The sequence below is a fragment of the Falsiruegeria mediterranea M17 genome, from assembly GCF_900302455.1.
GTDB lineage: Bacteria > Pseudomonadota > Alphaproteobacteria > Rhodobacterales > Rhodobacteraceae > Falsiruegeria > Falsiruegeria mediterranea.
On sequence record NZ_ONZG01000009.1, the window covers coordinates 141,855 to 153,573 of the forward strand.

The 11,719-nt window shown below is 58.9% G+C and carries 12 protein-coding genes; 2 read left to right on the top strand and 10 right to left on the bottom strand.

The genetic code is table 11. The features are described 5' to 3' along the window. Positions 1 to 97 precede the first annotated feature (97 nt). Entirely contained in the window at positions 98 to 1,729 is a 1,632-nt protein-coding gene (locus TRM7615_RS17545; RefSeq protein ID WP_108789882.1) for an acyl-CoA synthetase, read from the top strand. Between the two features lie 2 nt (positions 1,730 to 1,731). Here the strand turns inward: TRM7615_RS17545 and TRM7615_RS17550 are convergent, their stop codons facing one another. The 10 genes from TRM7615_RS17550 to hmgA all read right to left on the bottom strand — a co-directional run bounded on the left by TRM7615_RS17550 (position 1,732) and on the right by hmgA (position 11,177). After that, positions 1,732 to 2,061 (bottom strand): DOPA 4,5-dioxygenase family protein, encoded by a 330-nt coding sequence (locus TRM7615_RS17550; protein ID WP_108789884.1) that lies wholly within the window; start codon positions 2,059 to 2,061, stop codon positions 1,732 to 1,734. A 121-nt stretch (positions 2,062 to 2,182) separates the two neighbouring features. Next, entirely contained in the window at positions 2,183 to 3,142 is a 960-nt protein-coding gene (gene speB / locus TRM7615_RS17555; protein WP_108789886.1) for an agmatinase, read from the bottom strand. Between the two features lie 112 nt (positions 3,143 to 3,254). Continuing rightward, positions 3,255 to 4,199, bottom strand: a complete 945-nt coding sequence (locus tag TRM7615_RS17560; RefSeq protein ID WP_108789888.1) for a cyclase family protein — start codon at positions 4,197 to 4,199, stop codon at positions 3,255 to 3,257. Between the two features lie 117 nt (positions 4,200 to 4,316). Further along, positions 4,317 to 4,961 carry a maleylacetoacetate isomerase gene (gene maiA / locus TRM7615_RS17565; protein ID WP_108789890.1) on the bottom strand — a complete coding sequence of 215 codons (645 nt, stop codon included), beginning with the start codon at positions 4,959 to 4,961 and terminating at the stop codon, positions 4,317 to 4,319. A gap of 66 nt (positions 4,962 to 5,027) precedes the next feature. Beyond that, a complete protein-coding gene (locus TRM7615_RS17570) occupies positions 5,028 to 5,573 on the bottom strand; it encodes a VOC family protein (protein ID WP_108789892.1) in 546 nt (181 codons plus the stop codon). A gap of 3 nt (positions 5,574 to 5,576) precedes the next feature. Next, positions 5,577 to 5,777 carry a DUF2783 domain-containing protein gene (locus TRM7615_RS17575; RefSeq protein ID WP_108789894.1) on the bottom strand — a complete coding sequence of 67 codons (201 nt, stop codon included), beginning with the start codon at positions 5,775 to 5,777 and terminating at the stop codon, positions 5,577 to 5,579. A gap of 5 nt (positions 5,778 to 5,782) precedes the next feature. Then, positions 5,783 to 7,393 (bottom strand): FAD-dependent oxidoreductase, encoded by a 1,611-nt coding sequence (locus TRM7615_RS17580; RefSeq protein WP_108789896.1) that lies wholly within the window; start codon positions 7,391 to 7,393, stop codon positions 5,783 to 5,785. 138 nt (positions 7,394 to 7,531) lie between these two features. Continuing rightward, positions 7,532 to 8,482 carry an MBL fold metallo-hydrolase gene (locus tag TRM7615_RS17585; protein WP_108789898.1) on the bottom strand — a complete coding sequence of 317 codons (951 nt, stop codon included), beginning with the start codon at positions 8,480 to 8,482 and terminating at the stop codon, positions 7,532 to 7,534. Between the two features lie 12 nt (positions 8,483 to 8,494). Then, positions 8,495 to 9,754 carry a fumarylacetoacetase gene (fahA, locus tag TRM7615_RS17590; RefSeq protein ID WP_108789900.1) on the bottom strand — a complete coding sequence of 420 codons (1,260 nt, stop codon included), beginning with the start codon at positions 9,752 to 9,754 and terminating at the stop codon, positions 8,495 to 8,497. A gap of 67 nt (positions 9,755 to 9,821) precedes the next feature. After that, on the bottom strand, positions 9,822 to 11,177 hold the full coding sequence (hmgA, locus tag TRM7615_RS17595; RefSeq protein ID WP_108789901.1) for a homogentisate 1,2-dioxygenase: 1,356 nt from the start codon (positions 11,175 to 11,177) through the stop codon (positions 9,822 to 9,824). A gap of 71 nt (positions 11,178 to 11,248) precedes the next feature. On the opposite strand from hmgA, the gene TRM7615_RS17600 reads away from it, so the two are divergent. After that, positions 11,249 to 11,686 carry a MarR family winged helix-turn-helix transcriptional regulator gene (locus TRM7615_RS17600; RefSeq protein ID WP_108789903.1) on the top strand — a complete coding sequence of 146 codons (438 nt, stop codon included), beginning with the start codon at positions 11,249 to 11,251 and terminating at the stop codon, positions 11,684 to 11,686. Positions 11,687 to 11,719 lie beyond the last annotated feature (33 nt).

Consider the following 11,719-nt stretch of genomic DNA (forward strand, 5'->3'; position numbering starts at 1 on the left):
ACCTGCGCCCCGACGTCAACTTGATATTGGCGTCGGGCGTTTCCTGTGATCATTATCCCTGCACCTGCTAACTGCACGGCACTGAAGGGAAGAGGTCATGGCGCAACCGAACATTTACGAACAGCATCTGGATCAGAACCGGGCCAACCACGCCGCGCTGTCCCCGCTCAGCTATCTTGAACGCACGGCGCTGATTTATCCCGACTATCCGGCCCTCGTTTATGGAGACCGCCGCCAGAGCTGGTCTGAGACCTATGACCGCTGCCGCAGGCTGGCCAGTGCGTTGCACCAGCGGGGTATCGGCAAGGGTGACACCGTATCGATCATCGCCGCCAACATCCCCGAGATGTATGAAGCGCATTTTGGCATTCCTATGACTGGCGCTGCGCTGAACGCCATCAACACCCGCCTGGATGCTCCCATCGTGGCCTTCATCTTGCAGCACGCCGAGGCCAAGGTGCTCCTGGTTGATCCTGAATTCTCAGCCGTTGTGAAAGAGGCGCTGACGCAGTTTGACAGCGCGGACTTGTTGGTGATCGACATCGAAGACGACAGTTTCGATGGGGGCGAGAAGCTGGGGGCGCTGACCTATGACGCTTTGCTGGCCGAGGGCGATGCGTCGTTTGACTGGTCCCTGCCAGCCGATGAATGGGACGCGATCACCTTGAACTATACCTCGGGTACGACCGGCAATCCCAAGGGCGTTGTCTATCATCACCGGGGGGCAGCGCTGAACGCGACCTCGAACATTCTGACTTGGGGCATGCCGCAGCATTCCGTGTATTTGTGGACGCTGCCGATGTTCCACTGCAACGGTTGGTGTTTCCCCTGGACCATGGCGGCCAATGCCGGTGTATCCGTCTGTCTGCGCGCCGTGCGGGACGAGCCAATTTATCGTGCGTTCCGCGAAGAGAAGGTCACCCATTTCTGCGGTGCGCCCATCGTGCTGAACATGCTGGCCAACGCGCCGGATGAAATGAAGGACTTTGACCACCAGATCAAAGTCATGACGGCCGGTGCCCCGCCACCAGCTGCCGTGATCGCGAATATGGAGGGGATGGGGATCGAGGTGACCCACGTCTACGGTCTGACCGAAACCTATGGCCCGTCGGTTGTGTGCGCATGGAAGGACGAATGGAATGAGCGCCCTGCTGAGGATCGCGCCGCTCTCAAGGTGCGGCAAGGGGTCAAATATCTCGCGCTTTCGGGCCTGATGGTGGCTGACCCCGAAACGCTGGAGCCGGTGCCTGCTGATGGCGAAACGATGGGCGAGATCTTCATGCAGGGCAACATCGTGATGAAGGGTTACCTCAAGAACGCCGAGGCGACCGACAAGGCGTTTAACGGTGGTTGGTTCGCAAGTGGCGATTTGGGAGTGATGCATCCCGATGGTTATGTGGCTCTGAAAGACCGCTCCAAGGACATCATCATCTCAGGAGGTGAAAACATCTCATCCGTCGAAGTTGAGGATATCCTGTACAAACACCCTGCGGTGATGGAGGCCGCCGTGGTCGCCCGCCCGGACGAGAAATGGGGCGAGACTCCCTGCGCCTTTGTCGAACTGAAACCGGGGCAAGATGCGACCGAGGCCGAGATTATCGCCTTTTGTCGCGATTACATGGCCCGTTTCAAAGCGCCCAAGACGGTGGTGTTCGGCAGCCTGCCCAAAACCTCGACCGGCAAGATCCAGAAATTCGTGCTGCGTGACCAGGCGCGGGCCTTGGGCTGACATCAGTCAAAGATCGATAGATCAAGCTCAAGCAGTTCGCCCATCCAGACCGCCCGATCCCGGTGATCCTCAAGATGCTCACCGGTGTCGGGGTGGGTGAAGATTGTCAGCCCTTGCCGGTTCAACATCAGCCAGGGCAACACCTGATCCAGCACCTCGGGACCAAACCCCAACTGGCAGCTCCAGCGCGGGTGGGGGCCCACGTTGCGCTCGTGCATCCGCCCCATCTTGACGTCGAACAGCCGGGCCGCTTCTTCGCAAACGGCACGCGCGGTTTCGACGGTGTCTGCGCCAAAGTAGACGTGTGCGTGATAACCTTTGATCTCGGGCATGTCAGCTCCTGTCATTGCTGATGCAATGTGACATCCGCACGCCCGGGATCGTCAAGTCACGACTGTAAGTGTCGGCGCACAAGACCTGTGCGCCATTGAAAACGGCGACCGCCATCCGCCTCTATTCGTCGCGATGGTGCAGAATGCGTCCGATAGAGTTCATCAAGAGCTGTGCCGCCAGGATCGATGTGCTGCCTGTTGGGTCATAATCCGGCGCAACCTCGACCAGATCCATGCCGACGATCTCGCCGCGTTGTGCCAGCCCGTCGATCAGTTCCAGGACCTCGTAATACATGAAGCCACCATGGCTGGGTGTGCCGGTGCCGGGCGCGATGGACGGATCAAAAGCGTCAATGTCGACTGTCAGGTAGTACCGCGCGCCTTCAGGGATGCGTTTCAGCATCGCCTCGATGCCCATCTTGCGGACATGGCGGACGGACTGAATGTCCGATCCCATCGAGCGGGCGTCTTCGTAGCCGTCTTTGGCGGTGGACGAGACATTGCGAATACCGATCTGGCTGAGCCCGGTGACATAGGGTTTCTCGGCGGCGCGACGCATCGGGTTACCGTGACCATAGCGCACGCCGTGGCGTTCATCGACAAAATCCAGATGTGCATCGATCTGCACCACATGGATCGGCTCTTGGTCGTCAAAGGCGTTGATGCACGGGATGTTGATCGAATGATCGCCCCCCAGAACCACCGGCAGAGCGCCGGCTTGCAGCATCTTGCGAACGCCGTGTTCGATGTTGGCGTGGCTCTGAATAGTGTCGGTGTGGATGATGTCGGCGTCGCCGATGTCGACGATGGTGACCTTGGCAGGGTCCAGATAGGTCACGTCGTCCTCAAAATCATACGCTCCGGCGTGGCCAAAGGAAAACAGGGTTGATGCTTCGCGGATCGCACGCGGACCCATACGCGTGCCGGATCGCCATTGGGTGCCGAAATCGAAGGGCGCACCCATCACGGCAACATCAGCTTCGATCTGGTCCCAATCTTCGACGTAAGGGTATTTCCCGAAGGTGCAGATGCCCACAAAAGGCAGATTCAATCGTCCGCTATCATATCCGTGTTTGGCCATATCTTGTCCCCTGTCGTTTTTTCCAACCTAACAACGTGACTTGGGAAAAAGACAGTTCGAAAGCGTCAAAACGCGTCGGAGGCCGCGCAATTTGCGGCCTCCGGGGGGGCGATCAGTACAGCGCGACCGGGTTAATGATCATCTGAACAGTGCCGCGAATGCGGGCCTGGCCCAGAACAAACATGAACTCGTTGACGCCATCGGCTAGAACCGGGCCGGTGTTCATCGTTTCAAGGATATAGATGCCGTGGTCCTTGAGCAGTATGACGTGGCCATAAAATGCGCCATCGCCGGGCGCGGGCGGAACCGGCTCGATGCCCCAGGTGTCGGCTCCCACGGCCATCACATCGAGCGACGCCAAATAGCGCGAGCCGCTGACATTGATGCCGGGTTCACCCGATACCCAGGCGGTCGGATCGGATTCAAGCGTGTTCTCGGTCCAGCCGGTGTGGAACAGAACGATGTCACCTTTGCCAATGCTGACACCTTGTGCCTCGGCTGCGGCCTTGATCTCTTCTTCGCCGAAATGCTCACCCGCAGTCAGGTAATCCTTCCCGGCATGTTTTGCCATATCCAGAATGACGGCGCGGCCAACCAATGGCGGGATATTGTGGACACCCAGTTTGGTGAGGCCAGTGATGGCTGAAATCTCTTTCTCGTCGGCGCAGTTGTAATAGAATCCGCCCTCGCCCAAATGACCCAGCCCGTCGATCTGGCTGCCGATGCCAACCCAGGTTTGAAGCAGGTCATCGTTGTAGTTGCCGGGATAGCCGAAGGCATCCAGTTTCTGACCGCCCTGCTGGTTGGGTTGCACCACCTGCAGGCTCAGCGAGCGGGGTGGGAACGCGGGTGTATTGGAATCGATCACGATGCCAAGCGGTTGCGACTTGCCCTGTTTGATCAGCGCAGCTGCTTTGAGGGTGTTTTCCGGGCTCACCAGATTGGCGGACCCCAGTTCGTCACCTTCACCCCATTTGGATGGGGTGCAATCGGCGGCCCAGGTGCTGGTTGCAAGGCTGATGGCGCAGGCAAATCCTGCGAATAATGATGCCTTCAAAGGTCTTCCTCCCAATTGGTTCGGGAAAACTCCGAACGCGCCAAGCCTAACACGGCTTTGCGTGGCTCAAAGAGGAGGGGGATAGAAAACTACCGCATAGGTAGAATTTCCCCTACGTCACTTTTCGGTAGGTGCCCATTGATCCGGATGGGCCGCAGCAAACGCTGGATGTGCGGTGCAGGCTATTTCTACGCCCGAAAGGCGCGGCATGTCGGCAAAGTCGGCCCCCCATCGACGCGCGTTATAGAGTTGCGGCATCAGGCAGATGTCAGCCAATCCAGGCGTGTCACCGGTGCAGAAGGGGGCTTGGTCGTAGGCACCCAGAAGGGTCTCGAAGGCTTGCAGGCCGGGTCGGATGAAATGAACCATCCAGTCGCCCGGCATCCCGTCGGCCCCGCCGCTAAGTGCGGTGGCAAATTTGGCGACTTGAAGGTTGCAGACCGGGTGAATGTCGACGGCAATGGCATGTGCAAGGGCCTGTGCTTGCGCGCGGGCCGCAGGGTCTTTTGGCAGCAGGCACAATTCTCGGGTCAGATCCAGATAATCAAGGATCGCCAGAGACTGGGTCAAACGAAGCCCGTCAATTTCCAGAACTGGCACAAATCCTTGCGGATTGCGCTCGAGATGCTCGGGCGTTTTGTGCTCGCCTTTGACCAGATCTACGGAAATGGCCTGATACTCGATACCTGCCAAGTGCAACGCAATGCGCAACCGATAACTGGCTGAGGACCGCCAGTAGTCAAAAAGGATCGTATTGCTCATCGGGGCCTCCGTACGCGTGCGTTCGACCGGCCCTAATGGACCGGTCGTTTACTTAGTTTAGCGGGTTCAGCCCGTTTTGTTCAGCTCTTTGGCGTGCAGCCAGTCGGCGTGCTTGGGGGCCTTCTTGGTCACGGACCATTCATTGAGCATGTCCCACTTCACCTCGTCCATACGCTTGAGCATGGCCTCTTCTTCGGGATCCGGGCAGGCCAGTTCGACACGGTGACCATTGGGGTCGAAGAAATAGATCGAGTGGAAGATCGAATGATCGGTGACACCCAGAACTTCGACGCCATTGGCCTCGAGGTGCTCCTTGAACTCGATCAGGGTCTCGCGGTCCTTGACCTTGAACGCGATGTGCTGAACCCAGATCGGGGTGTTTGGGTCACGCCCCATTTCCGGCTTGGTCGGCAGTTCAAAGAAGGCCAGCACATTGCCGTCACCTGCATTCAGGAACAGGTGCATGTAGGGATCGGGCTCGTGGGTGGACGGCACGTGATCCTCGGCAATCGCCAGAATGAAATCCATGTTCAGCATCTTGCCGTACCATTCCACCGTCTCCTTCGCGTCCTTGCAGCGATAGGCAACGTGGTGGATTTTTTCGACTTTCATGTATCAAACCTCCTTTTTGAGCGCGGCAGCCGCCAGCGCTTGGGTCAGGATCGCGCGGTTTCCAATGTGGTTTGCCAGCACCAGCACCAGACGCGCGTTCAGCACGTCGCTGTCGGCCTTGTCCAGGCCCTCGTGGTTTGCCAGCAGTTCGGCATAGAAATCATCTGCGCCGTCGATGTTCGGGGTCAGGATCAGGTCATCCATCTGGGTTACTCCTTGCCTGTGGCGCGACGGATCGCGGCGCGGATTTGCGGTTCGTCAAAGCTGGGTCGGCGGGCGGCCACGTGTTGATCCGGGCGGATCAGGTATACACCGCTCTCGTTGTCACCGAGGTAGCGTTCCTTGAGCGCCAGCGTCGCATCATCCTTGACCGACAGCGCCAGGCGGGTGACCTCGACGCCGTCTTCTTCGATCAGATCAGGTGCGTCCGCGTCGATCGTGAGCAGGGTGAACTTGTCCGCCAGCTTGGGCAGCAGGAACTCATCCCCCAGCGGCGCATCGGGGCAGGGCGAACCGGGCCGTGTTCGGGCCGGGCCATCCAGCGCATCGGCCGAATTCAAGGGCGAGCCATCGTATGTGCAGGGCACCGACAGGCGGCCCGAGTTCACCAGCGGGCGCGCAAATTCGTGATGCTCACTCAGGTCCAGTACGGCGTCGCGCAGAATGCGGCTCATCTCGGATTTGGGCGTGATGAAGTCGGTCGAACGCGACGAATTCAGGATGTTCTCATCCGCGCCGTGAACCCGCTCCATGTCATAGCTGTCCAGCAGGCTTTCGGGTGCTTTGCCCTCCATTACCAGCCTCAGCTTCCAGATCAGGTTGTCGGTGTCCTGCAGGCCCGAGTTCGCGCCCCGTGCACCAAACGGTGAGACCTGATGTGCAGCGTCACCAGCAAAGATTACGCGCCCATGGCGGAACTGCTCCATTCGACGACATTGGAAGGTGTAGATGCTGACCCATTCCAGCTCGAACTGAACGTCCTCGCCCAGCATCGCCTTAAGGCGCGGGATCACATTCTCGGGGCGTTTTTCACGCTCCTTGTCGATGTCCCAACCTAGCTGCAGGTCGATGCGCCAAACGCCATCGGGTTGCTTGTGCAGCAGCGCAGACTGGCCCTTGTTGAAGGGCGGATCGAACCAGAACCAGCGCTCGGTCGGGAAATCGGCGTCCATGATCACATCAGCGATCAGGAAATTGTCTTCGAACACACGACCGACAAAATCCTTGCCCAGCATCCGGCGCGTGGGTGAGCCTGCCCCGTCACAGGCGATCAGCCAATCGGCTTCGAGTGTGTAGGATCCTTCGGGCGTTTCTACCTCAAGCTTCACGTGGTCCGGGTGCGTACCGATGGCCTCAACCTTGTTGCGGCCACGGATTTCGATGGGTGCGCCTTGCTCCTGCAGTTCGCGGACGCGGTTCACCATGTATTCTTCGAAGTAATATTGTTGAAGATTGATGAAGGCCGGGCGGGCGTGGCCCTCTTCGGGCAGCAGGTTGAAGTCATAGACCTGGCGGTCGTCAAAGAACACCTTGCCCAGGTTCCACTGAACCCCCTTGTCGACCATCGGCTGACCGCAGCCTAGGCGGTCAAGGATCTCCAGCGGGCGTTTGGCGAAACAGATGGCACGGCTGCCAAAGCTGACCTTGTCATTGTCGTCCAGTACGACAACTTCGATCCCTTGTTGCGCCAGGTCAATTGCGGCGGCCAAACCAACGGGCCCTGCGCCGATCACTGCGACCTTGTGCCGAACCGGCGCAGGTGCGTCCTGATCCGGGCTGCGGTCGTAGGCATAGAGTGGAACTTCGAAAATCTTGTTCATGGGTTCTCCTCCCTTCGAACAGTGCGATAGGCACAAGTTTCCTGGGTCCCGGCGATGGCTCGCCGGGAGTGATGGTTCATTCTCTGTCGTTTCGGTTCAGGGCGACACGATCTGGATCAAAGACGCCCCAGCAGTGCGTTAGCCCTGCAACTCGGCCCACATTTCCAGATCGCGCTTGTCGGTCCAGATACGGGGGTGTGCGATGCCGCGTGCCTCGTCATAAGCGCGGGCGACGTTGAAGGGCAGGCAATGCTCATAGATGGCATAGTCTGCGAATTTCGGGTCACATTCGGCACGCACGGCGTCCCATGCCTCTTTCAGCGAGCCACCGCGTGCGGCAATGCGCTGAACCGGGCGATAGGTGCTTTCGACGAAATCGCGGGTGTTTTCGATGGCAGCGTTCACCATCTCTTTGCCCACCAGGGCGTCGCCGCGACCCGGCGCAATCGCGTCCACGTCATAGGCTTTGATGTTGTCGAGCGTTTGACCCCAATCGGCAAAGTGACCGTCGCCGCAGTAGCAGGCCGAGTGGTATTCGACGATGTCCCCGGTGAACATGACGTTCTGATCCGGCACGTGGATCACCGCGTCACCGGCAGTATGGGCACGGCCGATCTGTTTGATGTCGACCCGGCGTTTGCCGAGGAAAACGGTCATCTGATCGGTGAACGTCGTGGTTGGGTAGGTAAGTCCAGGGATGCTTTCGTGCCCTTCGAACAGACGGGGAAAGCGTTGGAATTCGCTGTCCCAGTCCTCTTGTCCGCGCTCCAACACCATGTTGTAGGCGGTGTTCGACATGATGATCTGCTGCGCGCTGAAGGCGCTCGCCCCCAGTACGCGAACAGCGTGATAGTGGGTCAACACAACATGGGTGATCGGTTTGTCGGTCACCGAGCGCACGCATTCGATCACCTTGTTGGCCAGGCGCGGGGTCGCCTGTGCCTCGACGATCATCACGCTGTCATCACCGATGATCACGCCCGAGTTCGGGTCGCCCTCGGCGGTAAAGGCGTACAGCCCTTCGCCGATCTCATCAAAGGTGATTTTTTTCTCAGACATGTCCCCTTGGGACGCGAAAGCTTTTGCCATGGGTCAGTTTCCTTATTCTGCGGGCCAGTTGACGGCGGGCAGGATTGTCCCCGTGCAGTCGCCAAAGCCAATTGTGTAGCCGTCACCGCGCGCATTGCCGCGCAGGGTGAGCGTGTCGCCGTCTTCGATGAAGCCGCGGGTCTCGCCAGTCTCCAGCGTGAAGGGTTCGCGCCCCGCCCAGCTGAGCTCCATGAGCGAGCCGTATTCCTCGCGCACGGGGCCGGAAATGGTGCCAGAACCCAAAAGGTCGCCGCTGTTCATTTCGCACCCGCCGATGGCGTGGTGGCACAGCTGCTCGGCGGCAGAGTAGTACATGCGATTGTAGTTGGTTTTGGCAATCACGGATGCGGTCTCGGCGCCCTCGGGCTGCATCAGCACCTCAAGCTCGATGTCATAAAGGCCGTCCTTGCTGCCGTTCAGATAGGGCAGCAGCTCTTTGTCGCGGGCCGGGGTCGGCGCGCGGAAGCTTTCCAGTGCCGCCGCCGTCACGATCCAAGGCGAGATCGAGGTGCCGAACGCCTTGCCTTGGAAAGGGCCGAGCGGCTGATACTCCCACCCCTGGATGTCACGGGCAGACCAGTCGTTGAGCAGGACATAGCCAAAGATCATGGCGTCTGCTTCATCCACTGTGATCGGCTGACCAAGGTCCGAGCCGGTGCCGACAATGGCACCCATTTCCAGCTCGATGTCCAGACGCTTGGATGGGCCGAACGAGGGCATATCCGCATCCGGTGCCTTGGTTTGGCCGTTGGGGCGATGGATCGGTGTGCCGGAAACCACAACAGACGACGCGCGACCGTTGTATCCGATCGGGATGTGCAGCCAGTTGGCGGGCAGATCGGGCGAGCCGCGCAGGATCGCGCCCATGTTCTGTGCGTGCTGCTTGCCGGCGTAGAAATCAGTGTATTCGCTGACCGCAAAGGGCATGTGCAGATCGGCGTCAGCTGCGGTCACCAACAGTGGCTCTGCCTTGTCCTGCTCGGTCGAGCCTTCGGCCAGTAGGGCGGTCAGGCGCTCGCGAAAGGCGGTCCAAACGGCAGGGCCTTCTTCCATCAGGACATTCCAGAACGGCATGTCAAAGAGCGGTTCATCACTCAAGGCGATCAGCCCCTCGGCCTCGGCCGCAGTGATGTCCAGGATCATATCCCCGATGGCCACGCCGCAGCGCGGGTCAGAACCTTCGGTCGAAAATACGCCGTAAGGCAGGTTGTTCAGCGGAAAGGGGTGGTTGGCGTCGTTGGCCGAAGCCACCCAGGATTTCAAAAGAGGCATGGTCTCTCCAAACTTCAGTCACGGACGACAGAGATTTTTCGTGAAAATCTTGTGGCTCCGTAGTGTCTCATTTCATTCCGGGCGTGCCATCGAATTTCTTTTCGATGTCTTCCCAGCAGTCGATGTAGTCATCCTGCAACGGCGCCTCGTTGGCGGCAAATCCGGTCAGATGCTGTGGAAAACGGGTCTCGAACATGAAGGACATGGTGTTGTCCAGCTTCTCAGGGCCGAGATTCGAATTCGATGCGCCCTCAAACGCGTTCTTGTCGGGGCCATGGGGTAGCATCATGTTGTGCAGGCTCATGCCACCGGGAACAAAGCCCTGTGGTTTGGCGTCATACTGGCCGTAAATGTTGCCCATCAACTCGGACATGATGTTCTTGTGATACCACGGCGGGCGGAAGGTGTTTTCCGCCACCATCCAACGCTCGCGGAACAGCACAAAATCGATGTTGGCCGTTCCCGGCTGTCCCGATGGCGCCGTCAGCACGGTAAAGATCGAGGGATCGGGGTGGTCAAACAGGATTGCGCCAACCGGGCAATAGGTGCGCAGGTCGTATTTATAGGGCGCATAGTTGCCGTGCCAAGCGACCACATCCAGCGGGGAATGCCCGATGTTGGTGGTGTGGAACTGGCCGCACCATTTGACGGTGACTGTTGACGGTGCATCACGGTCCTCAAACGCCGCAATCGGCGCCTTGAAGTCACGTGGGTTCGCCATGCAGTTGGCACCAATCGGTCCGCGTCCGGGCAGCTCGAACTTCTGACCGTAGTTTTCGCAAACAAAGCCACGGCAGGGCCCTTCGAGCACCTCCACCCGGTACACCAGGCCACGCGGCAGGATGGCGATCTCCTTGGGCTCGACGTCGATGATCCCCAACTCGGTCGCAAAGCGCAGGCGACCTTCTTGCGGGACGACCAGCATCTCACTGTCGGCCGAGAAGAAATAGTCATCCTCCATCGACTGGGTCACCAGATAGATATGCGTGGCCATGCCGACCTGAGTGTTCACATCGCCGGCAGTGGTCATAGTGCGCATGCCGGTTAGCCAAGTCAGACCTTCATCCGAATGCGGCACCGCATCCCAGCGGTACTGGCCCAGGCTGATGACGTCGGGGTCAACGCAAGGGGCCGATTTCCAATAGGGAAGATCGATCTTTTCATAGCGATGCGAATGCTTGACCGAGGGCCGAATGCGATAGCACCAGGTCCGTTCCGGCGGGTTGGCGGTAAAGGCCGTGCCGCTCAACTGTTCACCATATAGGCCATAGTTACACTTCTGCGGGCTGTTCATGCCCTGGGGCAGGGCGCCTGGCAGAGCTTCGGTTTCAAAGTCGTTTCCAAAGCCTGGCATGTAGCCTTCGGTCGTGCTGGTGGCCGACGTGGCCTGAACAAAATTATGTGTGTCGGTTGGACGATTCATCGCGCGTTCCTCCGTTCTGACTTGTCGAATAATAGTTGATTTTGTAACTAACAAGAAGAAGGAGAGTGAAAATGACTGAAAAAGACGACTTTGATTTGCGGAATTTCATGCCGTTTCTGCTGAATTTGGCCGCAGAACAGAGTTCCTTGGGGTTTCAGCGCACCTACAAGAATCGCTATGGGATGCTGCGCACCGAATGGCGGGTGCTGTTCCACCTGGGCAATTACGGCGAGATGACCGCGAAAGAGATCGGAGAGCGCGCGGTCATGCACAAGACCAAGATCAGTCGCGCCGTGGCCAAGCTGAGCCAGCGGCGTTATCTTACACGCACACGTGATGAGCGGGATCGCCGGTCCGAGCGTTTGGCATTGACCCCAGCGGGCCTTGTCGTCTATCGCGAGCTGCGCCAAGAGGCCGAGGCCTATGAGGCGCAACTGGGCAAGCAATTCACTGCCGGAGAGGTGGTTTTGCTACGTATGATGCTCAGACGGCTGGCCGGATTGGACTGAACCTGAGCTGTGAATCAAAACAGTGGCCCTGTC

Coding starts and splice junctions, on each gene's coding strand:
- TRM7615_RS17545 (WP_108789882.1), top strand. CDS start 98: ATGGCGCAACCGAACATTTACGAACAGCATCTGGATCAGAACCGGGCC.
- TRM7615_RS17550 (WP_108789884.1), bottom strand. CDS start 2,061: ATGCCCGAGATCAAAGGTTATCACGCACACGTCTACTTTGGCGCAGAC.
- speB (WP_108789886.1), bottom strand. CDS start 3,142: ATGGCCAAACACGGATATGATAGCGGACGATTGAATCTGCCTTTTGTG.
- maiA (WP_108789890.1), bottom strand. CDS start 4,961: ATGAGCAATACGATCCTTTTTGACTACTGGCGGTCCTCAGCCAGTTAT.
- TRM7615_RS17570 (WP_108789892.1), bottom strand. CDS start 5,573: ATGAAAGTCGAAAAAATCCACCACGTTGCCTATCGCTGCAAGGACGCG.
- TRM7615_RS17575 (WP_108789894.1), bottom strand. CDS start 5,777: ATGGATGACCTGATCCTGACCCCGAACATCGACGGCGCAGATGATTTC.
- TRM7615_RS17580 (WP_108789896.1), bottom strand. CDS start 7,393: ATGAACAAGATTTTCGAAGTTCCACTCTATGCCTACGACCGCAGCCCG.
- TRM7615_RS17585 (WP_108789898.1), bottom strand. CDS start 8,482: ATGGCAAAAGCTTTCGCGTCCCAAGGGGACATGTCTGAGAAAAAAATC.
- fahA (WP_108789900.1), bottom strand. CDS start 9,754: ATGCCTCTTTTGAAATCCTGGGTGGCTTCGGCCAACGACGCCAACCAC.
- hmgA (WP_108789901.1), bottom strand. CDS start 11,177: ATGAATCGTCCAACCGACACACATAATTTTGTTCAGGCCACGTCGGCC.
- TRM7615_RS17600 (WP_108789903.1), top strand. CDS start 11,249: ATGACTGAAAAAGACGACTTTGATTTGCGGAATTTCATGCCGTTTCTG.